We start from the raw sequence: 20,964 nt of genomic DNA on the forward strand, positions 1-20,964 counted from the left end.
TCAATCTGTCGGCTCGCCGACGTGTTCAATTTGTCGGCTCGCCGACGTGTTCAAGAGCAGAAGGGCGCCCCGGTGACTCGCGTCGATGTCTCCCCGCTGGCCTGGCTCGACGACGTCGAGGATCAGCGCCGCGCGGCCGGGCTACGCCGTTTCCTGCGCGCCCGTCCGCCGGTCGGAGCCGAACTCGACCTGGCCTCCAACGACTACCTGGGTTTGTCGCAACACCCCGCGGTGATCGACGGCGGCATCCAGGCCCTGCGGACCTGGGGCGCCGGTTCGACCGGGTCACGACTGGTCACCGGCAACACCGAACTGCACGAGGGTTTCGAGGCCGCACTCGCCGAGTTCGTCGGTGCAGAGTCGGCATTGGCCTTCTCTTCCGGCTATACCGCCAATCTCGGTGCGGTGGTGGCGCTGTCCGGTGCGGGTTCGCTGCTGGTGTCGGATGCGCTGACCCACGCGTCCCTGGTCGACGCCTGCCGGTTGTCCCGGGCCCGCGTGGTGGTGACACCCCATCGTGACGTGTCCGCGGTGGAGGCGGCGTTGACCGGCCGCGACGAGGAGCGCGCCGTCGTGGTGACGGACTCGGTGTTCTCCGCCGACGGGGTGCTGGCGCCGCTGCGGGCACTGCACGACGTGTGCCGCACCCACGGGGCGTTGCTGATCGTCGACGAGGCGCACGGCCTGGGTGTGCGGGGCAGCGGCGGCCGAGGCCTGCTGCACGAGATCGGCCTCGCCGGTGCGCCCGACGTGGTGATGACGACGACCTTGTCGAAGGCGCTGGGCAGCCAGGGCGGTGTGGTGCTCGGGCCGGCGGCGGTGCGGGCACATCTGATCGACGCGGCCCGCCCGTTCATCTTCGACACCGGACTGGCGCCTGCGGCGGTCGGCGCCGCATGGGCGGCGTTGCGGGTGCTGATCGACGAGCCATGGCGTGCCGACGCAGTGCTCGATCACGCGGCGGCGCTCGCCGAGATGTGTGGCGTGTCTGAGCGTCCGGATTCCGCTGTGGTCTCGGTGATTCTCGGCGAGCCCGAGGTGGCGTTCGCCGCCGCGGTGGCCTGCCTGGACCGCGGGGTGCGGGTCGGCTGCTTCCGTCCGCCGACGGTCCCAGCCGGTACGTCGCGGCTACGGCTGACAGCGCGGGCATCGCTGTCGGACGACGAAATGGCATTGGCCCGAGAGGTTCTCACCGAAGTGCTGTCGTGAGCGTCCTCGTCGTCACGGGCACCGACACCGGGGTCGGCAAGACGATCGCGACCGCCGCGCTGGCCTGCGCCGCGCGACTTGCGGGCGTCGATGTGGCGGTGTGTAAACCCGTGCAGACGGGCAGCCCCCGCGACGACGACCTCGCCGACGTGGCGCGGCTCTCCGGCGTCCGCAAGCTCTTCGGCACGTGGCGTTATCCCGAACCGCTGGCACCTGCCGCGGCGGCAGAACGGGCCGGACTGCCGCTGCCGAGCCGCGAGCAGTTGGTGGGGTCGATCGCCGCCGTCGATGCGAAGCTCACCGTGGTCGAGGGCGCAGGCGGGTTGCTGGTGCAGTTGGGCGCTGGCGGGGTGACGTTGCGCGACGTCGCACGTGATCTGGCTGCGCCCGTGTTGGTCGTCGTCGCACCCGGCCTCGGCACGCTTAACCACACCGCTCTGACACTGGAATCGCTTGCGGCACAAGATATTCCATGCGCCGGCCTGGTGATCGGGTCGTGGCCGCGCGAACCGGATGTCACCGAGGCGGGCAACCGCGAATCGTTGGCACGGTTGGCTCCGGTGCGTGCGGTGCTGCCTGCGGCCGCAGGCAGCCTGAGTGCCGCCGAGTTCGAATCGGTGAGTGTCGCCGCGTTCGACGCACGGTGGGTCACGAGCCTGGCGGGTTGATGGTCCACTCCGTCGAGCTCGTCTTCGATACGAACACCGAAGAGGCGGTTCGGCACATCTGGGACGGGTTGCGGGAGGCCGGAATCCCCAGCCAGGCGCCCGTGAGCCGGCCGCACGTCACGTTGACGGTTGCCGAGCGGATCGGCGCCGAAGTGGATTCAGTCCTCATGACACTCGACGACCGCTTCCCGCTGCCGTGCATGATCGGCGCACCCTTGGTCTTCGGCAGGGGCCAGCTGATTCTCACCCGGCTGATCGTGCCGACGGCAGGGTTGATCGACGTCCATGCCGACGTGCATCGACTGTGTCTGCCGCATCAGCACCCCGGTCCGATGGCCAACTCGGCGCCTGGCCGCTGGACCGGGCATGTGACGTTTGCGCGTCGAGTGACACCCGCACGGTTGGGAAGAGCGCTGCGTATCGCGGGTAAGCCGACCGAGATCCCCGGAGTTTTCACCGGGCTTCGCAGGTGGGACGGAAATGCCAAGCGCGAAACGGTGCTCATCGAGCGGAAAGTCGAGTGAGACGCGCGACGAGCGCAGTCACGTGATCAGTCGATCGATGCGGAGACCTTCTTGGGCACGCACATCCGCCAGGCATCGATGACGAGTTCGCGCACCTCGTCCAACTCGATCGCATCGAGCCGGAGGTGCACCCAGTTGTATCTCATGTCCGATCGCCGCGGCATCATGAACTTGTCGGGCTCGGCCGCCACCATCGCCGCCCGTTGCTCCTTGGGAAAGCCCACTCCCATCACCGTCTCGTCCCGTGAGAAGGCGACGAACACGATTTGCCCGACTCGGAACTTGATCTGGTCGCGCACCACAGCCTCGTAAGCCCGAGGCAGCAAAGCGGCGATGCGCCGGACATCGTCGACGGTGATCACCCTCAGAGACGCTAGTCGAGACGTCCGACACGCCCTTGGCGGACTCCAAGAACTCGTTGCGCTGACAACCCCAGCAAAACCTGAGATTCTTCTGTACGTGTCGGGGATGGTTGGCCGACCTGTGGAAGAGCAGGCGGTCGCCGACTTTCTGCACTCGGCGAGTAGAGAAGACCATCGGCGTTGCTGGTGCAGGGGGCGGCGGGGATAGGCAAGACGACGCTGTGCCTGCATGCTCTTCGCCAGGCGCATCAGCAGGGGATGCGAGTGCTGACCACACGCCCTGCGCAGGCGGAATCCGTCGTCGCCTACAGTGCGTTGGCCGACCTCCTCGGCGGAGCAGAGGCCCGGTCACTGGAGGGTCTACCGCAACCACAGATGAAGGCCGTCGACCGCGTCTTGTTGCGGGTCGACGAGACCGACACCGTCACCGAACCGCGTGCGGTCGCGGCAGCCTTTCTCGCGGTCGTCGAATCCCTCGCCGCGGAGAACCCCGTGCTCGTCGCCATCGATGACGCACAGTGGCTCGACCCGTCGTCGGTGTTCGCGCTGAGCTTCGCCACCAGACGGTTCGCCGGACGGGTGGGCGTGCTGGCCACCCGTCGCACGGAGCCGGGAACCCGCGCGGCCACAGCATGGCTACAAGTCAGGGACCCGACGGCGGTGCGGCAACTCACCTTGTCGCCGTTCACGGTCGGTGAATTGTCGGATCTGCTGTCGAGTCGGCTGGAAGGACACTTCACCCGCTCAGATGTGAGGCGAATACACGAGATTTCGGGCGGAAATCCGTTCTATGCACTGGAATTGGGTCGTGGTTTTCGAGGCGCGACACCCGAAGGCATGGTTTCGCTGCCGGACTCACTCTCGGAAGTGGTCGATGCGCGCATACATGGGCTGAAGCCGGAAACGCGGCGCATTCTGCTGGCGGCCGCATGTCTGGCGACTCCCTCGACCGACGTCATCGCGCGGGCCATGTGCGCCTCGACGCAGCGGGTCGCGGAGCTTCTTGAACCGGCCGAGGCGGATGGAATCGTTCGCATTGCCGGCAGCAGCATCTCGTTCTCCCATCCGTTGCTTGCGCACGGCGTCTACGCCAGCTTCGTCCCTGCCGACCGCCGAGCCATGCACCGCGCCATTGCGGACGTGGTGGACCAGCCCGAGCTGCGTGCACGGCATCTCGCCCGCGGCGCGACAAGCGCCGACGAGACGACGTTGGCGGCTCTCGACGACGCCGCGCAGATGGCGCGTAGCCGAGGAGCGCCTGCGGCGGCCGCGGAGTTGCTGGACCTTGCGATCGGGCTTGGCGGCGATGACCCTGATCGCCAGATTCGCTGTGCGACACATCATTTCGAGAGTGGAGCAGCCGAGACGGCACGGTCGCGTCTGAACGTCGCCATGAAGCGGCTGAAGCCGGGGCGGACACGAGCGGCAGCGGCCAGCCTGCTCGCCACGATCGTGATGTACGCCGACGGATTCGGGTCGGCGGCCACCGTTCTGCAAGGCTCGCTGCCGGAAGCCGGTGACGATGCGGCGCTGTCGATCCAGATGTTGATGGCGCTCGCCTACGTTTTGATCAACACCGGCCGCAAACATGAATCTGCACAGCGCATCGACGAGGCGGTGCAACGCGCCGAAACGCTCGGCCAACCCACATTGCTCAGCCGGGCCCTCGGCTTGCAGGTGGTGCTGCGATTCATGTGTGGCGCCGGGATCGACGAGGTGAGTCTGCGTCGGGCGTTGGCGCTGGGGAACGACAACTCACCGGCTCAGGTCGCATTTCAGCCACGCGTGCAGAACGCGATCCTGCGGAGTTGGACCGGTGACCTCGACCTCGCCCGCAGAGAGCTTCGGTCGATACACCAGCAGCGAATCGAAAGCGGCGAGGAGAGCGAATCGATCTTCATCTCGTATCACCGTGCGATGGTCGAGATCTGGAGCGGCGAGTTCGCTGAGGCTAGCCGCATAGCCGAAGACGCGATGAACCGTGCGGCGCACCTCGACGGCGATGTGCATCTCTTCAGCACCATCGCGATCCGCTCATCGATTGCTGCCTATGAGGGCAAGATCGAAGCTGCCCGCCGCGACGCGAGAGTCGCGCTCGACGCATCCGACCGCAGCGAGGGACGCGAGTTGGCGGGCTGGATGATGGCCAGTCTCGGTTTCCTCGAGACGTCGCTTGGCAACTATGCGGAGGCCCTTGCGGTGATGCGGCCGGTCATCGACGGCCTGTTTGCCGACCCGGAATACTCCGAGATCATCGTGGCATCCTGCGTCGGTGACGCAGTGGAATCGATGGTTCAGTTGGAGCGCCTCGACGAGGCAGAGCGCCTGACCGAACTGATGGAACGCAACGGCAGCAGGCTGGATCGCGCGTGGATGCTTGCGGTGGCGGGCCGATGCCGGGGGATGCTGTTGGCCGCCCGGGGCGACTTGGCCGCGGGCGTACAACATGCCGAGGCGGCAATGGTGCAACACGACCGGGTGCCGATGCCTTTCGAACGGGCCCGAACCCAGTTGATGCTGGGGCAGTTACAGCGTCGGCTCAGGAAGAAACAAACCGCTGCGGCGTCGCTGCGTGAGGCGCTCGACACGTTCGAACGGCTCGGAACTCCGCTGTGGGCCGATCGTGCGCGTGCGGACCTGGCCAGGGTGACAGTCAATGCCGGGGTTGCGGTGCTGACGCCGTCCGAGCGACGGGTGGCGGAACTCGCCGCGACCGGCATGACCAACCGAGCGGTCGCCGCCGAGTTGTTCATCAGTCCGAAAACCGTGGACACCAATCTGTTTCGGATTTACCGCAAGTTGGGCATCCACTCGCGAGCCGCACTGGCCCGCTGGGTGTCGGAGCATCCGCGGTGACCTACAGATTCTGGCGCTGCCGGGCGGAGATTCCGGCGACCAGCAGGCCTATCCCATAAGAGAAGCGGTCGGTGTCGTGGTCCGACCAGACCGACTGGGACATGGGAAGTTCGGCGCCTGCCGCGTCCCATTGAAGCCGCGACTGCTCGTCGGCGGTGAACCCGAGGACGTAATAAAGGATGGTTCGAGCGGCGAGCCCGGCGTGTGCAGGCTCGACGCCGGCGTCGGTGACCGCGTCGGTCAGCTGGCCGAGGATGCGCGCCATCGCGGCAGATTGCGCGGAGGCGAAACTCGCCGACACCAGTTCGGCGCCGTCAGTATGCGACAACAGCGCGTCGCGCAGTCGCCCGCAGATCCCGGTCACGCGGTCGTGCCATTCGCCCGGCCGATCGTCCACCGACTCCAGCATCCGATCGGCGACCGCGCCCAACAGCTGCTGCTTGTTGGCGAAATGCCAGTACAACGCGCCGGGGGAGACGTTGAGCTCACGGCCAAGCCGCCGCATGGTCAAATCGGCGATCCCATAGGAATCCAGCAGCGTGGTGGCCGCGTCCACCACGTCGCGTTTGTGGAGCTGCACGTCGGTACCTTAACCTGAACACCGTTCAACTGTCGGCACCGCCGACGTGTTCAATTGTCGGCACCGCCGACGGAAGGCGCGATGGAGGGCGACGGGTGACCGACATTCTGGCTGAGGCTCGCGAGCAGGTACTGGAGCGCGGCGAGGGCCTGACCCAGGAGCAGACGCTGCGGATACTGCAGTTGCCCGACGACACCCTCGACGAGCTGCTGGAACTGGCCCACGACGTCCGGATGAAGTGGTGCGGACCCGACGTCGAGGTCGAAGGCATCATCAGCCTCAAGACCGGCGGCTGCCCCGAGGACTGCCACTTCTGTTCGCAGTCGGGACTTTTCGCCTCACCCGTGCGCAGCGCATGGCTGGACATCCCGAGCCTCGTCGAGGCGGCCAAGCAGACCGCGAAGACCGGCGCGACCGAGTTCTGCATCGTCGCCGCCGTCCGCGGCCCCGACGAGCGGCTGCTGGCTCAGGTCGCCGCAGGCATCGAGGCCATCCGCAACGAAGTCGACATCCAGATCGCATGCTCGCTGGGCATGCTGACGGCCGACCAGGTCGAGCGCCTGTCCGAGATGGGCGTGCACCGCTACAACCACAACCTGGAGACCGCAAGGTCGTTCTTCACCAACGTCGTCACCACCCACACGTGGGAAGAGCGGTGGGACACGCTGCGAATGGTCCGCGAGGCCGGCATGGAGGTGTGTTGCGGTGGGATCCTCGGCATGGGTGAAACCCTGGAACAGCGTGCGGAATTCGCGGCCAACCTCGCCGAACTGGATCCGCATGAGGTGCCGCTGAACTTCCTCAATCCGCGGCCGGGCACCCCGTTCGGTGACCTCGACGTGCTGCCCGCAGCGGAGGCACTGAAGGCCGTCGCCGCCTTCCGTCTGGCGCTGCCTCGGACGATGCTGCGATTCGCGGGTGGCCGCGAGATCACGCTAGGCGACCTCGGCGCCAAGAAGGGCATTCTCGGCGGGATCAATGCCGTCATCGTCGGCAACTACCTGACCACGCTCGGCAGACCCGCCGAGGCCGACCTGGAACTGCTCGACGACCTGCAGATGCCGATCAAGGCGCTCAACGCCAGCCTGTAGATGGCTGCCAAATTCAACGTCTACACTGGCGAACTCGCGGGCGGAACCGTCCCGACCGCCGCCCAACTCGGCCTGGAGCCACCCCGGTTCTGCGCGGAGTGCGGCCGCCGCATGGTGGTCCAGGTGCGCCCAGACGGCTGGCTGGCGAAGTGCTCGCGCCACGGTGAGCAGGATTCGAAGGACCTAGATGAACGCCGATGAGCGCACGCGCGAAGAGAAGATCACTGGCGATGAGCGCACGCGCGAAGAGAAGATCACTGGCGATGAGCGCACGCGCGAAGTGACGGTGACTGGCGTTGAGCCACCCCGTATTTCGCGGCGGGCTGCTGCGCTGACCGCGATCGCCGGACTGACCGTGTCCGGTGTGGTGGTGGGTGCGCTGTGGGCGTGGCTGGCGCCGCCGATCCAGGGGGTCGTCGCGCTGACCAAGAGCGGAAACCGAGTCACGGCGTATCTGGGCAACGAGGGTGATCACTTCTTCATCGCCGCGTTCCTGCTCGCGGGGATGGTGTCGGCGTTGGCCGTCGTCGCCGCGGTGCTGGTGTGGACATGGCGGCCCCACCGGGGTCCCGTGATGGCCGCTGCGCTGGCGATCGGTTCGGCCGCAGCGGCAGGAGCCGCGGCGGGTGTCGGTGCGGCCCTTGCACATTGGCGCTACGGTTCGGTCGACGTCGCGGGCGCGCCAGTGTCGCCTGAGCATCGAGTCCATTACGTCGTCGAGGCGCCCGCGGTGTTTTTCGGCCACGGGCCGTTGCAGATCGCCGCGACGATCCTGTTCCCCGCCGCTGCCGCGGCGCTGATCTACGCGCTGATGGCCGTCTCTACGCAGCGCGACGATCTGGGCGCCTGGCCGCCGGTTGATGAGCCGTCGAGCCCGGCGCCGGTCACAGCGGAGAGCGCTCTACCCTCCGCCCAGTGACCACCTTCGAGGCGATCTTGAGCAGTCGCGCCATCCCGGCGTAGGTCATCGGGTTCAGCAGTGTCGGCCATGTCGTTCGAACCAGGTGTTCGTCGGTCGGCTTGCCGTTGAAGCGGTCGGTGAGCCAACGCAGCGTCATCGGCGCCGACATCGGGTGCAGCAGCATGTGCTCGCTGAACAGGTCGCGGTGGTAGGTCACCGACGCCCCGCCGGACTGGTAGGTGTGCGTCAGTTCATCGATGTCGTCGACCGAGACGATCCTGTCGTGCACCGCCTGGACGATCAGCACCGGGGGCGTCGGCACCGCGGTGCCCAACTTGATGCGGTCGAACACATGCTGGACTTCCGGCGTCTGCAGAATCTGCTCGAGCGGTTGATCGACGAGCTTGCCCATGTCCATGCCGATGTAACGCAGCACTGCGTGTGCGGTCGTCATCTTCTCGATCCGCATCAGCATCGCCTTGCCCTCTTCGGTGGCGTGCTCCTGGATGACCTTGTCCAACTCCGGATAGACGTGCGTGAGCGCGGCCACCACCATTCCGGGCAACCCGGAGTAGAAGCTGCCGTTGAGGCGCCTGAACGCGTGCCCCAGGTCAGCGACCGGCGACCCCAGGACCGCGCCTACGACGTTGAGCTCAGGTGCATATGACCCGCTCACTTCGGCGGCCCAGGCGGTGGCCAAGCCGCCACCGGAGTAGCCCCAGAGGCCGACCTGCCCGTCCGCGGACAGGCCGAGACGCTCGTAGCTCAGCGCGGCGCGGATGCCGTCGAGCACCTGGTAGCCGGGCTCATACGGCGCGCCCCAGAGCCCGCCGGGGCCCTCGTGGTCGGGCACCGAAACGGCCCAGCCCTCCGCCAGCGCAGCGGCCACCAGCAAGAACTCGATCTGTGCCAGGGCCCCGAGCGCCTTGGCGCCGCGCCGCATCGCGTACGAGGGGAAGCAGCGGCCGGCCACGGCGTCGATCGCACATTGGTACGAGACGAGCGGAATCGGACCCGCCGTCGCGCGTTCGGTCGGCACGATCACGGTGGTGACCGTCGCCTGCGGCATGTCGTTGAGATCGGTGGTGCGGTACAGCAGCTGAGTGGCGGTGAACCGCTGGGGGACCACGCCCATGAACGCCAGTTCGACGTCGCGGGAACGCAGTACCGTGCCGGGGCGGGCGTGCTCGAAACCGGCGGGCGGCTGATAAAACGGGTCTTTGGCGGGCAGGACCGGCCGGGCCTTGCGCTCAAGCTCCTCGTGGAGTGGCTGGCCTATCCATTCGGCGCCGGTAGACCGCGCCGCGCTGCCCAAGTCCATCCGGACATTCTTACCTTAAGAGGCCGTTAAGAATCCAGCGGACTCACCCGGGAGGGCGCAGTGCTGCGAATTCGTCTGTCACGCGGTACCTCGATTCGGTGAACTGGTACAGCGCGGCGGGCCGGCCGCCACTGCGCCCCGACCGCGCCGTGGTTCCGGTGCGCGTGATGACGTTGCGACGCTCGAGGACCCGCTGCAGGTTGGTGGCGTCCACCTGGTGACCCAACGCGGCGCTGTAAATATCACGCAGCGTGGACAGCGCGAATTCCTTTGGCGCCAAGCCGAATCCGATGTTCGTATAGGACAATTTGGCGACGAGGCGAGTGCGGGCGTGCGCCACCATCGGGCCGTGATCGAACGCCATCGGGGGCAGGTCGCTGACAGGGTGCCAGCGGGTGTCCGACGGTAGCTCGGGGGTCGCGGGGGAGGGCACCAGGCCGAGGTACGTCGACGCGATCGTGCGCACGTCCGGCACGCGCTTGGGATCGGAGAACACCGCCAGTTGTTCGAGGTGAGCAAGTTCACGCAGGTCCACCTTCTCGGCAAGCTGTCTGCGAACCGAACTGGTCAGATCCTCGTCAACGCCGAGGCGGCCACCTGGAAGCGACCACTTTCCGGCCTCTGGATCAAGTGCACGTTGCCACAACAGCACGTGAAGTGCGGGTTTCTCGGAGCCGTCGGGGAGTCTGGCGCCGCGAACTTGAAACACGACGGCGAGCACCTCGTGCGCGGTGCTAGTATGTGGCATGTTTTCGATTATAAGTCGAAAACCTCGACGGGATGGAGAGTTGGCTATGACGGTTCTCGACCGTATGGCTGCGAACGATCTTGCGGACCGCATTGTCGCTGGTCCGACCGGATACGCCGGGGTGGATGGCGACCGGGAGTGGGCCGCCGAAGTGCGCCGTCTGGCCGACCTGCGCGGGGCCACGTTGCTCGCGCACAACTACCAACTGCCGGCCATCCAGGACGTCGCTGACCACGTGGGCGACTCGCTGGCGCTGTCGCGCATCGCGGCGGACGTTCCAGAAGAGACGATTGTGTTCTGCGGCGTGCACTTCATGGCCGAGACGGCCAAGATCCTCAGCCCGGACAAGACCGTGCTGATCCCGGATCAGCGCGCAGGCTGCTCGCTGGCCGACTCGATCACCGCCGACGAGTTGCGGGCGTGGAAGGCCGAGCATCCGGGCGCCGTAGTGGTGTCCTACGTCAACACGACCGCGGCGGTGAAGGCCGAAACCGATATCTGCTGCACGTCATCGAATGCAGTCGAGGTCGTCGCGTCCATCCCCGAAGACCGTGAGGTCCTGTTCTGCCCCGACCAGTTCCTCGGCGCACATGTGCGGCGCGTGACTGGTCGCGACAACCTGCACGTGTGGGCGGGCGAGTGCCACGTGCACGCGGGCATCAACGGTGACGAACTCGCCGACCAGGCCCGCACCCATCCCGATGCCGAGTTGTACGTGCATCCGGAATGCGGCTGCGCCACCTCGGCGCTGTACCTGGCCGGCGAGGGCGCCTTCCCGGAGGACCGGGTCAAGATCCTGTCCACCGGCGGCATGTTGGACGCGGCCCGCGGGACACATGCACGTCAAGTGCTGGTCGCCACCGAAGTCGGCATGCTGCACCAATTGCGCCGCGCCGCACCGGAGGTCGACTTCCGCGCCGTCAACGACCGGGCGTCGTGCAAATACATGAAGATGATCACCCCTGCAGCGTTGCTGCGTTGCCTTGTCGAAGGCCGCGACGAGGTCGACGTCGATTCCGAGACCGCGCAGCTGGCGCGGGCCAGTGTGCAGCGGATGATCGAGATCGGGACCCCCGGCGGCGGCGAATGACCGCCTGCGGAGGTCGCGGGTATTGGCAGCAGCGTGCCGACGTCGTGGTGATCGGCACCGGTGTAGCCGGTCTCGTGTCGGCGTTGGCGGCGCACCGCAGCGGCCGCAAAGTCGTCGTGCTGAGCAAGGCTCGCGATACCGCCACCTTCTACGCGCAGGGCGGCATCGCCGTGGTGCTGCCGGATGCGCTGCGCGAGGAAGGTGATTCGATCGACCGGCATGTGGCCGACACGCTGGCGGCCGGGGCCGGCTTGTGCGATCCGATCGCGGTCCGCTCGATCGTCGCCGACGGATATCGGGCGGTGCGTGAATTGGTCGGCGACGGTGCGCATTTCGACGAAGCGGCGACAGGACACTGGGCGCTCACGCGTGAGGGTGGGCATTCGCGGCGCCGGATCATCCACGCGGGCGGTGACGCGACGGGCGCAGAAGTGCAGCGCGCGCTGGACAATGCCGCGGCGTCCTTGGACATCAGGCGCAACCACGTCGCGCTGGAACTTCTGCACGACGACGGCGCGGTGACCGGGGTGCTGGTGCTCAACGAAGACGGGCTTGGGATAGTCCATGCGCCGTCGGTGATCCTCGCCACCGGGGGCCTCGGCCACCTGTACACGGCGACCACCAACCCCGAGGGGTCGACCGGTGACGGCGTTGCGCTGGCGATGTGGGCCGGCCTGGCCGTGAGCGACTTGGAATTCGTCCAGTTCCACCCGACCATGCTGTTCGACGCCGATGCTGGCGGTCGACGTCCCCTGATCACCGAGGCGGTGCGCGGAGAGGGCGCGATTCTCGTTGACCGGCAAGGGCGTTCAGTGACCGCCGGTGTCCACCCGATGGGTGACCTGGCGCCGAGGGACGTGGTGGCCGCCGCCATCGACGCTCGACTGGTGGAGACCGGCGACCCGTGTGTATATCTCGATGCCCGCGGCATCGACGGCTTTCCCGCGCGGTTCCCGACCGTGACCAGGGCGTGCCGCGCTGCGGGTGTCGATCCCACCCGCGACCCGATCCCCGTCGTGCCCGGCGCGCATTACAGCTGCGGCGGCGTGGTGACCGACCTCGACGGGCGCACCGAACTCGCTGGCTTGTTCGCGGCCGGTGAGGTGGCCCGTACCGGCCTGCACGGCGCAAATCGCTTGGCGTCCAACAGTCTTCTCGAGGGTCTTGTTGTGGGTGGCCGCGCCGGACGGGCCGCGGCAGAACACGCGGTTGCGGCAGGTCACGCTCGGGGGGTGCTTCCTGAGCAGCCACCGAGGCGGGCCTTGGCGCGTGCGGATCTGCAACGTGCGATGACCCGCTACGCGTCGGTGGTCCGCGACCGCGACGGCCTCGAGCGGCTCACGAAGGAACTCGACACCGCGCGGCCTCGTAATGTCATGTCGCGCAGCGACTTCGAAGACGTCGCGCTGACCACTGTGGCGGGTGCGGTCGCCACCGCGGCGCTGGCCCGCACGGAATCCCGCGGCTGCCACCACCGGGCCGATTTTCCGGACACCGATCCGGCTTTTGCCCACAGTCTGGTTCCGGCGGTGGCGTGCTGATGGAGTTCAGTGCCGACGAGCTGACGGAGGCTCGCAGGGTGATTGCGCGCGCCCTCGAGGAGGACTTGCGCTACGGCCCCGACGTCACCACCTTGTCGACGGTGCCCGCCGACGCGACGACCACCGCGTCGATGGTGACGCGGGAGCCCGGCGTCGTCGCCGGTGTCGAGATCGCGCTGTTGGTGCTCGACGAAGTGATCGGGCCCGACGGCTACCGCGTCAAGGATCGCCTCTGCGATGGTGCACGACTGGATGCGGGAGCGGTGCTGCTCACCGTTGAGGCGCCGACGCAAGGCCTGCTCACCGCCGAGCGCACGATGCTGAACCTGGTGTGTCACTTGTCGGGCATCGCAACGACGACGGCGGCGTGGGTCGACGCCGTCGAGGGCACCGGGGCGCAGATCCGCGACACCCGCAAGACCTTGCCGGGATTGCGGGCGCTGCAAAAGTACGCGGTGCGCGTCGGCGGCGGAGTCAACCATCGGATGGGGCTGGGCGACGCCGCGCTCATCAAGGACAACCATGTGGCAGCGGCCGGGTCGGTGGTGGCCGCGTTGCGTGCCGTTCGCGGTGCCGCACCGGATCTGGAGTGCGAGGTCGAGGTCGACTCGCTCGAACAGTTCGACGAGGTGCTCGGGGAAAACGTCGAGCTCGTGCTGCTGGACAACTTCCCGGTCTGGCAGACGCAGATTGCGGTGCAGCGCCGCGACTCGCGTGCTCCCGCAACGAAACTCGAATCTTCTGGTGGACTGTCGCTGGAAACCGCTGCCGAGTACGCGGGTACGGGTGTCGACTATCTTGCCGTCGGCGCCCTCACCCATTCTGTGCGTGCATTAGATGTCGGGTTGGACGTCTAGCCGGCTCCAAGCCGTGAACGGACGGCTGGCTAATCGCTGAACCGATCTGAGCAACTCGCTGGGCGCGGCACAACTCCTGATCGGCAAGGTGCGCCGCTACTATCGCCTCATGCCGGAGCCATCATCGAACGAGTTTACTGCCGACTACCCCGAAACCGCTGGGTCGCGCTGGGTTCGGATCCTTCTCCCCATCACTCTCGTCGTGGCCATTGTCGCCGTCGCTTTGGCAGGGTGGGCGCTGTACCGCCTGAACGAAGGCACTGCGGACTCGCAGAACTACTCGGGCGCCCAACGGGCTGACGCGAAAAGCAAGGTATGTGCCGCCGCCGACGTGGTGCGCAAGGGCGTCTCGCTGAACACCAACCTGCAACCGCCAGGCGGGCCGGAGGATGTCACCGGCACGCTCGCCGTGGCTGCCAACGCACGTGTCTCGCTCTACGACGGCGGTCAGTACCTGCTCGCCAGAATCGACGCCGCCACCCCTCCGGACCTTGCCGACGCGGCAACGAAATTCGCGAATCTGTTGATGGACATCGGTGCAAATGCGACCGCCGGATCGCAGAATTCCGAGCCGGCACAAGCGGCCCGGCTGAAGGACGCCGACGCCAGCAACGCGACCATCACGCAGATGTGCAAATAGGCTATAAGAACCGCGGACTGGCGGTTTCGGCTCGAAAAGGCATGACCGACAAGGAGTTTCCGGCGAGTGTCACGTCGGCAACGGCAACAGCAGCTGCGCATCAGCTCGCGCTGTGAGCTCCGCTCGCTGGGCTGAGCAGGGTCCGCGCCGCTGCCTTGGCGGCGTTCAGTGCCGCGGTATCGCCCGCGATTCTTGACAAGATCAACGCACCTTCGAGCAACGCGATCACCGCCAGAGCTGTCTGCTGAGCGTCGTCGTCGGGCCATCCGTCGGCGCTCAAGCGATCGGCGACAGCGGCGCCCCAGCCGGTGAACGCCCGTGCCGACGCGTCGCGGATCTGCGGGCTGGCGTTCACCGACTCGGTGGCGATCGGCTCGATGGGGCAGCCGTCACGCTGGTCGGACGAAAGGCCTGCGCTCATCATGTCGATCCATGCGTCGACGATGTCGGCGACGGCCGTGTCGCCGTCGAGGAATGACCGCAGCCTTCGCTCGATGCCGCCACCCACGACGTCGACCACCGCGGCCGCGAGCTGCTGCTTGCCGTCGGGAAAGTGGTGATACAGCGAACCGGCCTTGACGTCGGCCAACTCCAGGATCTGGTTAACGCCCGTCGCGGCGTAGCCCTGCCTGCGAAACAGCATCGCTGCGCTGTCCAACAGCGCAGCGCGGCTTCGATCGGGACGAGGCATGCCCTTGACTTTACTTGAGAGATCGCTCAACAATACTTGAAAGGTCGTTAAAGAAAGGGACCGCTATGCGCCGGTTGATGTTCGAGGCGGCGGGTGAATACGCCTGGCGAGACGCACCCGACCCACAGCTCACGGCCCCTGAACAGGCGATCGTCCGACCAGCGGCGGTGGCGTGTTGCGACCTGGATGTGGCGGTCGCCGAGGGGCGGTTGCCGATGCCGCCGGGACACGCCGTCGGGCATGAAGGTGTCGCGGAGGTCGTCGCCGTCGGCGATGCCGTCCACGACGTCGCGGTCGGTGACCGGGTGATCGTGCCGTTCCAGATCAGCTGTGGCACGTGCGTCGCATGCCGTCGAGGCGCCACCGGATCGTGCGCCTCATTGCCGTTGATGGCGATGTACGGGATGGCGCCGTTGGCAGGCCTCGACGGCGGCGGCTTCATGGCCGACCTGTTGCTGGTGCCGTACGCGGACGCGATGCTCGTGCGGCTTCCTGACAGTGTCGATACCGTCGCCAGCGCATCGCTGTCCGACAACATCCCCGACGGGTGGCGCGCCGTCGGTCCCTATCGGGGCGAGTTGGCGGCGCTGGATCCGGTCGATCGCCGGGTGCTGGTCACAGGCCGCCTGTCCATCGGCCTGTATGCCGCCGCGTTCGCGTCGGTCTACGGCGCGCATGTCGACTATGTGGACACCGATCCGCAACGGTTGGCGATGGCCGAAAAGCTGGGCGCCACGGCGCACGACAGAGCAGGGCCCGACAAGTCGTGGGACCCGTATCCGATCACGGTGCACACCACTGCCGACCCTGCCGTGCTGGCAGCAACGATGCGCGCGACGTGGCCAGACGGGGTGTGCACCGACACCGGCATCTACTACCAAGGCGGCGTAGAGATGCCGCTGCTGTCGATGTACACCAGGGGCCTGCGGTTCGTCACCGGCCGGGTCAATGCGCGTGCAGTCATCCCGGAGATCCTCGAATTGCTCACGGCACATTGTGATCTCGCCCCCGCGGTGGACCGCGTCGTGGCGTGGGACGACGCGCCGCGGGCGTGGCAGGCGATGACGGGTAAGACCGTGTTCACGCGGTGAGCGGGCCGCGGCGGACCAGCGACAGCACCACGGCCGCGCCCGCGAACAGCCCGGAGAAAACCCGGTTGAGCAGCGTCTGCTTACGGGGGGTGTGCAGCCACTTCAGCAGTCGCACGGACAGGCCCGTGTAGAACCCCATCACGACGAGGTCGACCGCGACCATCGTCACGCCGACGGCCAGGTATTGCGGCAGCAGCGGTTGGGTGGGCACCACGAATTGCGGCAGCACGGCGAGGAAGAACACCAGCCCCTTGGGATTGGTGGCGTTGACCAGAAACCCGCGCACCAGCAGCGCGACGCGTCCGCCGTCCAACGCCTTGCCGATCTGCTCGCGGAGGTCCACGGTGGCGCTACGCCATTGGCGCACAGCCAGATACACCAGGTAGGCAACACCGGCCCACTTGATGATGTTGAACGCCAGGATGGAATTGGCGACCGCGGCCCCCAGTCCGATCGCGACGAGCGCCAATTGCAGCATCAGTCCGACCTCGAGTCCGAGGATGCTCCAGTAGCCGCGCCGCACACCGTGGGTCAGGCCGGTCGCCATCGATTGGATGGCGCCCGCACCCGGTGACACGCTGATCGCGATCGCCGCACCGAAGAACGCCAGCCAGACTTCCCACGCCATGGGCTCAGTCTGTCAGCGGGGTCAAGCGATATCTGCGACGAAGATGGCCATGTTCTTCAGTTGCGCCCTGGCCATGAACGGCAACCCGTCGGCGCTGCCCCCGGCGGGCACGATGCGCGGATTGTTCAGGTGGACCTCGTTCCGGATGAAGCGCAGGTCGGCTTCACCGGCCGCCAGCACGTTCTTCACCCAGTCGGTCTTGCCGTGGCCCAGCGCGATCGCGACGACGGTTCCTTTGCGATACGCGGTGACGATGGTCTCGTACGGCTTACCCGACTTGCGGCCACGGTGTCTGATGGTCGCCATTCCCGGCAGGAACCGCGCGATCGGCTTGATGATCGGATTGAAGTACTTGACTTGGAAGTTTTCCACTGCGACCGGGAACACCATCGGCACACCGGGCGCGTTATTGGGGTGGTCTTTACGAGATAGGGCGGCCATGGCCATGAAACTAATGGATTTTTGTTCGCGCAGGCCGATCAGGGACAATTAGGTCGATGACCCCGTTCACGATGACCCGCATCGACTTGCGCAACCGGACGCTGAGTGCCGCGCAATTGCGCGCCGCCCTGCCCCGCGGCGGCGTTGACGTCGACGCGGTGGTGCCCACGGTGCGCCCCATCGTCGACGCGGTTGTCGAACGGGGCGCTGATGCCGCGCTCGAGTACGGCGAATCCTTCGACGGGGTGCGGCCCGCCACCGTCCGGGTGCCTGGACGTGAACTGGAGGCGGCGCTGGCCGCCCTCGACGTCGACGTCCGCGCGGCGCTGCAGGTGTCCATCGACAGGGCCCGCGCCGTCCACGCCGACCAACGCCGCACCGACACGACGACCACGCTGGCGCCCGGCGCGACGGTCACCGAACGTTGGGTGCCGGTCGAGCGGGTCGGGCTCTACGTGCCCGGCGGCAACGCGGTCTACCCCTCCAGCGTGGTGATGAATGTGGTGCCCGCCCAGCTTGCCGGCGTCGACTCGCTGGTGATCGCCAGTCCGCCACAGGCCGAGTTTGGTGGGCTTCCGCACCCAACCATCCTGGCCGCCGCTCGACTGCTGGGTGTCGACGAGGTGTGGGCCGTCGGCGGCGCACAGTCGGTCGCACTGCTGGCCTGCGGTGGCACCGACACCGACGGCAGCGAGTTGGCGCCGGTCGACATGATCACCGGGCCGGGGAACATCTACGTCACCGCTGCCAAGCGGATCTGTCGTTCTCAGGTCGGCATCGACGCCGAGGCCGGCCCCACCGAGATCGCGATCCTCGCCGACCACACCGCCGATCCCGCACACGTCGCCGCGGATCTGATCAGCCAGGCCGAGCACGACGAGATGGCCGCGAGCGTGCTCGTGACCGATAGCATGACGCTGGCCGACGCCACCGACCGGGAACTGGCCAATCAACTTGAGATCACCGTGCACCGCGAGCGGGTGACCGCCGCGCTGACCGGCAAGCAATCGGCGATCGTGCTCGTCGACGACATCGACGCCGGTGTGCGCACCGTCAATGCCTACGCCGCCGAACACCTTGAAATCCAGACCGCCGATGCCCGCCAGGTGTCCACCCGAATCCGATCAGCCGGTGCGATTTTCGTCGGCGCCTATTCACCGGTCAGCCTCGGCGACTACTGCGCCGGGTCCAACCACGTGCTGCCCACCGCGGGCTGCGCCCGGCATTCCAGCGGGCTTTCGGTGCAGACGTTCCTGAAGGGCATCCATGTCGTCGACTACGACGAAGCTGCGCTCAAGGACGTGTCCGGTTACGTGATCACGTTGTCTGCGGCCGAGAACCTGCCCGCGCACGGCGAGGCGGTGCGGCGGAGGTTCGAACGGTGAGCATCGGCAAGAAGGTGACGCTGGCCGATCTACCGCTGCGCGACGATCTGCGCGGGAAATCGCCATATGGCGCACCGCAATTGGCAGTCCCGGTGCGGCTGAACACCAACGAGAACCCGCATCCGCCGACGCAGGCGCTCGTCGATGACGTGACGGCCTCCGTGCGAGCGGTGGCAGGCGACCTGCACCGCTATCCGGACCGCGACGCGGTGGCGCTGCGCGGCGACCTGGCCGCGTACATGTCGGCGCAGACCGGCACCCCGCTCGGCGTCGACAACGTCTGGGCCGCCAACGGTTCCAACGAGATCCTGCAGCAGCTGTTGCAGGCGTTCGGCGGCCCGGGACGAACCGCAATCGGATTCGTACCGTCCTACTCGATGCACCCGATCATTTCCGACGGCACCCAGACGGCATGGCTGGTGGCCAACCGTGCCCACGACTTCAGCCTGGATGCCGACGTCGCGGTGCGCGCCATCAAGGAGCACACGCCGGACATCGTGTTTGTGGCAAGCCCGAACAACCCGTCGGGACAAAGTGTCTCGCTCGACGATCTGCGCCGTCTGCTCGACGCACTGTCTTCTCAAACCGGGGGCATGCTGATCCTCGACGAGGCATACGGCGAGTTCTCGTCGCAGCCGAGCGCGGTCAAGCTGATCGACGACTATCCCACCAAGCTTGTGGTCACCCGCACGATGAGCAAGGCGTTCGCATTCGCGGGCGGCCGCCTCGGCTACCTGATCGCCGCGCCAGCGGTCATCGACGCGATGCTGCTGGTGCGGCTGCCGTACCACCTTTCATCGGTGACGCAGGCCGCGGCCCGCGCTGCGCTGCGTCACGCCGACGACACCCTCGGCAGCGTTGCCAGACTGATCGCCGAACGGGAACGTGTCACGGAAGCGTTGACCGACATGGGTTTCCGGGTGATTTCCAGCGACGCCAACTTCGTGCTGTTCGGCGAATTCGCCGATGCGCCAGCGACCTGGCGGCGCTACCTCGACGCCGGCATCCTCATCCGCGACGTCGGCATCCCCGGATATCTACGCGCCACCACAGGGCTGGCCGAGGAAAACGATGCGCTGCTCAAGGCGAGCGCTGAAATAGGAGCACAGTGACCGAGCCACGTCGCGCAAAGATCGAGCGCAAGACCAAGGAATCCGACATCGTCGTCGAACTCGACCTCGACGGCACCGGAGTGGTCGACATCGACACCGGCGTGCCGTTCTTCGACCACATGCTGACCTCGCTTGGCAGCCATGCCAGCTTCGACTTGACCGTACAGGCCAAGGGCGACATCGAGATCGAGGGTCACCACACCATCGAGGACACCGCGATCGTACTGGGCCAGGCGCTCGGCCAGGCGCTAGGCGACAAGAGGGGCATTCGCCGGTTCGGCGACGCGTGGATCCCGATGGACGAGACGCTCGCACACGCGGCCGTCGACGTGTCGGGCAGGCCGTACTTCGTACACACCGGCGAACCGGAATTCATGGTGGAGTTCACGATCGCCGGGTCGAGCGCGCCGTACCACACCGTGGTGAACCGGCACGTGTTCGAGTCGCTGGCCTTCAACGCCCGCATCGCGTTGCATGTGCGCACGCTCTATGGCCGCGACCCGCACCACATCACGGAAGCTCAGTACAAGGCTGTCGCGCGTGCGTTGCGCCAAGCCGTCGAGTACGACCCACGTGTCAGCGGCGTGCCGTCGACCAAAGGCACACTGTGACAAGCAAAGTCGTCATACTTGACTACGGCTCAGGCAACCTCAGGTCCGCCCAGCGGGCGTTGGCCCGGGTCGGTGCCGATGTCGAGGTGACCGCCGATGCCGACGCGGCGATGAATGCCGACGGTCTCGTGGTGCCAGGGGTCGGCGCATTCGAGGCCTGCATGACCGGCCTGCGAAAGATCAGCGGCGACAAGATCATCGCCGACCGTGTCGCGGCGGGCAGGCAAGTCCTCGGCGTCTGTGTCGGTATGCAGATCATGTTCGCGCGCGGCGTCGAGTTCGGACAACAGACCGCCGGATGCGGGCAGTGGCCGGGCGCCGTCGTGCGGTTGGATGCGCCGGTGATTCCGCATATGGGTTGGAATGTCGTCGACGCACCCGCGGGCACTACGCTGTTCAAGGGCATCGAGCCCGCCACCCGGTTCTATTTCGTGCATTCGTATGCCGCGCAGCAGTGGGAGGGTACCCCCGACGCGCTGCTGACCTGGGCCACCCACCACGTCCCGTTCCTGGCCGCTGTCGAAGACGGGCCGTTGTCGGCCACGCAGTTCCACCCGGAGAAAAGCGGCGATGCCGGTGCCGAATTGCTCACCAATTGGGTCGGAGCACTAGGTTGA

The 20,964-nt window shown here is 67.0% G+C and carries 23 protein-coding genes; 16 read left to right on the forward strand and 7 right to left on the reverse strand.

All coding sequences use genetic code 11. The features are described from left to right. Window positions 1-72: 72 nt before the first annotated feature. The 3 genes from ACGFK1_RS31210 to ACGFK1_RS31220 are packed head-to-tail and all read left to right on the forward strand — an operon-like array spanning window position 73 to window position 2,401. Window positions 73-1,209, forward strand: coding sequence for an 8-amino-7-oxononanoate synthase (locus ACGFK1_RS31210; protein ID WP_393439083.1), 1,137 nt, complete (start codon window positions 73-75; stop codon window positions 1,207-1,209). Continuing rightward, complete coding sequence (gene bioD / locus ACGFK1_RS31215) at window positions 1,206-1,877, forward strand: dethiobiotin synthase (RefSeq protein WP_393439086.1); 672 nt, start codon at window positions 1,206-1,208, stop codon at window positions 1,875-1,877. Before ACGFK1_RS31210 ends, bioD begins: the two co-directional genes overlap by 4 nt. After that, window positions 1,877-2,401 carry a 2'-5' RNA ligase family protein gene (locus tag ACGFK1_RS31220; RefSeq protein ID WP_393439089.1) on the forward strand — a complete coding sequence of 175 codons (525 nt, stop codon included), beginning with the start codon at window positions 1,877-1,879 and terminating at the stop codon, window positions 2,399-2,401. The genes bioD and ACGFK1_RS31220 overlap by 1 nt, the downstream gene beginning before the upstream one ends. Before the next feature lie 26 nt (window positions 2,402-2,427). Here ACGFK1_RS31220 and ACGFK1_RS31225 read toward each other — a convergent pair whose 3' ends face one another. Then, window positions 2,428-2,763, reverse strand: coding sequence for an MmcQ/YjbR family DNA-binding protein (locus ACGFK1_RS31225; protein WP_393439091.1), 336 nt, complete (start codon window positions 2,761-2,763; stop codon window positions 2,428-2,430). Window positions 2,764-2,949: 186 nt separating this feature from the next. Between ACGFK1_RS31225 and ACGFK1_RS31230 the strand changes: the two genes are divergently transcribed. Further along, window positions 2,950-5,619, forward strand: a complete 2,670-nt coding sequence (locus ACGFK1_RS31230; protein ID WP_393439188.1) for a LuxR C-terminal-related transcriptional regulator — start codon at window positions 2,950-2,952, stop codon at window positions 5,617-5,619. Window position 5,620: 1 nt separating this feature from the next. Here the strand turns inward: ACGFK1_RS31230 and ACGFK1_RS31235 are convergent, their stop codons facing one another. Further along, window positions 5,621-6,199, reverse strand: a complete 579-nt coding sequence (locus ACGFK1_RS31235) for a TetR family transcriptional regulator (protein ID WP_393439094.1) — start codon at window positions 6,197-6,199, stop codon at window positions 5,621-5,623. Window positions 6,200-6,294: 95 nt separating this feature from the next. On the opposite strand from ACGFK1_RS31235, the gene bioB reads away from it, so the two are divergent. The 3 genes from bioB (at window position 6,295) to ACGFK1_RS31250 (ending at window position 8,209) form a co-directional block, all read left to right on the forward strand. After that, complete coding sequence (bioB, locus tag ACGFK1_RS31240; protein ID WP_393439096.1) at window positions 6,295-7,290, forward strand: biotin synthase BioB; 996 nt, start codon at window positions 6,295-6,297, stop codon at window positions 7,288-7,290. After that, on the forward strand, window positions 7,291-7,491 hold the full coding sequence (locus ACGFK1_RS31245; protein WP_393439099.1) for a hypothetical protein: 201 nt from the start codon (window positions 7,291-7,293) through the stop codon (window positions 7,489-7,491). Window positions 7,492-7,576: 85 nt separating this feature from the next. Continuing rightward, window positions 7,577-8,209 (forward strand): DUF2567 domain-containing protein, encoded by a 633-nt coding sequence (locus ACGFK1_RS31250; RefSeq protein WP_393439190.1) that lies wholly within the window; start codon window positions 7,577-7,579, stop codon window positions 8,207-8,209. Here the strand turns inward: ACGFK1_RS31250 and ACGFK1_RS31255 are convergent. Both ACGFK1_RS31255 and ACGFK1_RS31260 read right to left on the reverse strand, forming a co-directional pair. Next, window positions 8,175-9,512, reverse strand: coding sequence for a lipase family protein (locus ACGFK1_RS31255; RefSeq protein ID WP_393439101.1), 1,338 nt, complete (start codon window positions 9,510-9,512; stop codon window positions 8,175-8,177). The genes ACGFK1_RS31250 and ACGFK1_RS31255 overlap by 35 nt on opposite strands. A gap of 43 nt (window positions 9,513-9,555) precedes the next feature. Then, a complete protein-coding gene (locus ACGFK1_RS31260) occupies window positions 9,556-10,260 on the reverse strand; it encodes an NUDIX domain-containing protein (RefSeq protein ID WP_393439104.1) in 705 nt (234 codons plus the stop codon). Window positions 10,261-10,306: 46 nt separating this feature from the next. Between ACGFK1_RS31260 and nadA the strand changes: the two genes are divergently transcribed. The 4 genes from nadA (at window position 10,307) to ACGFK1_RS31280 (ending at window position 14,388) form a co-directional block, all read left to right on the forward strand. Next, a complete protein-coding gene (nadA, locus tag ACGFK1_RS31265) occupies window positions 10,307-11,350 on the forward strand; it encodes a quinolinate synthase NadA (RefSeq protein WP_393439106.1) in 1,044 nt (347 codons plus the stop codon). Then, on the forward strand, window positions 11,347-12,891 hold the full coding sequence (locus ACGFK1_RS31270) for an L-aspartate oxidase (RefSeq protein WP_393439109.1): 1,545 nt from the start codon (window positions 11,347-11,349) through the stop codon (window positions 12,889-12,891). The genes nadA and ACGFK1_RS31270 overlap by 4 nt, the downstream gene beginning before the upstream one ends. Next, window positions 12,891-13,748, forward strand: a complete 858-nt coding sequence (gene nadC, locus ACGFK1_RS31275) for a carboxylating nicotinate-nucleotide diphosphorylase (protein WP_393439112.1) — start codon at window positions 12,891-12,893, stop codon at window positions 13,746-13,748. Before ACGFK1_RS31270 ends, nadC begins: the two co-directional genes overlap by 1 nt. 109 nt (window positions 13,749-13,857) lie before the next feature. Then, window positions 13,858-14,388 carry a hypothetical protein gene (locus ACGFK1_RS31280; protein WP_393439115.1) on the forward strand — a complete coding sequence of 177 codons (531 nt, stop codon included), beginning with the start codon at window positions 13,858-13,860 and terminating at the stop codon, window positions 14,386-14,388. Window positions 14,389-14,488: 100 nt separating this feature from the next. Here the strand turns inward: ACGFK1_RS31280 and ACGFK1_RS31285 are convergent, their stop codons facing one another. Next, the gene (locus ACGFK1_RS31285; RefSeq protein WP_393439118.1) at window positions 14,489-15,079 is read right to left on the reverse strand and encodes a TetR/AcrR family transcriptional regulator; all 591 of its coding nucleotides are present in this window, start codon (window positions 15,077-15,079) and stop codon (window positions 14,489-14,491) included. A 65-nt stretch (window positions 15,080-15,144) separates the two neighbouring features. Between ACGFK1_RS31285 and ACGFK1_RS31290 the strand changes: the two genes are divergently transcribed. Next, a complete protein-coding gene (locus ACGFK1_RS31290; RefSeq protein WP_393439121.1) occupies window positions 15,145-16,170 on the forward strand; it encodes a zinc-binding dehydrogenase in 1,026 nt (341 codons plus the stop codon). Here ACGFK1_RS31290 and ACGFK1_RS31295 read toward each other — a convergent pair. After that, window positions 16,160-16,798: a LysE family transporter gene (locus tag ACGFK1_RS31295; RefSeq protein ID WP_393439124.1), complete on the reverse strand. Its 639-nt coding sequence runs from the start codon at window positions 16,796-16,798 to the stop codon at window positions 16,160-16,162. The two genes, ACGFK1_RS31290 and ACGFK1_RS31295, sit on opposite strands and share 11 nt — an antisense overlap. A gap of 21 nt (window positions 16,799-16,819) precedes the next feature. Further along, window positions 16,820-17,239 (reverse strand): nitroreductase family deazaflavin-dependent oxidoreductase, encoded by a 420-nt coding sequence (locus ACGFK1_RS31300; RefSeq protein WP_393439192.1) that lies wholly within the window; start codon window positions 17,237-17,239, stop codon window positions 16,820-16,822. Between the two features lie 71 nt (window positions 17,240-17,310). On the opposite strand from ACGFK1_RS31300, the gene hisD reads away from it, so the two are divergent. Genes hisD through hisH form a run of 4 tightly spaced genes read left to right on the forward strand, consistent with a single transcriptional unit; the run spans window position 17,311 to window position 20,964 of the window. Further along, window positions 17,311-18,624 carry a histidinol dehydrogenase gene (hisD, locus tag ACGFK1_RS31305; protein ID WP_393439195.1) on the forward strand — a complete coding sequence of 438 codons (1,314 nt, stop codon included), beginning with the start codon at window positions 17,311-17,313 and terminating at the stop codon, window positions 18,622-18,624. Beyond that, entirely contained in the window at window positions 18,621-19,736 is a 1,116-nt protein-coding gene (locus ACGFK1_RS31310) for a histidinol-phosphate transaminase (protein ID WP_393439127.1), read from the forward strand. Before hisD ends, ACGFK1_RS31310 begins: the two co-directional genes overlap by 4 nt. Continuing rightward, window positions 19,733-20,347, forward strand: a complete 615-nt coding sequence (hisB, locus tag ACGFK1_RS31315; RefSeq protein ID WP_393439130.1) for an imidazoleglycerol-phosphate dehydratase HisB — start codon at window positions 19,733-19,735, stop codon at window positions 20,345-20,347. Before ACGFK1_RS31310 ends, hisB begins: the two co-directional genes overlap by 4 nt. Continuing rightward, window positions 20,344-20,964: an imidazole glycerol phosphate synthase subunit HisH gene (gene hisH, locus ACGFK1_RS31320; RefSeq protein ID WP_393439133.1), complete on the forward strand. Its 621-nt coding sequence runs from the start codon at window positions 20,344-20,346 to the stop codon at window positions 20,962-20,964. The genes hisB and hisH overlap by 4 nt, the downstream gene beginning before the upstream one ends.

Origin of the sequence: Mycobacterium sp. NPDC048908 (genome assembly GCF_043197955.1) — a bacterium.
Classification (GTDB): domain Bacteria; phylum Actinomycetota; class Actinomycetes; order Mycobacteriales; family Mycobacteriaceae; genus Mycobacterium.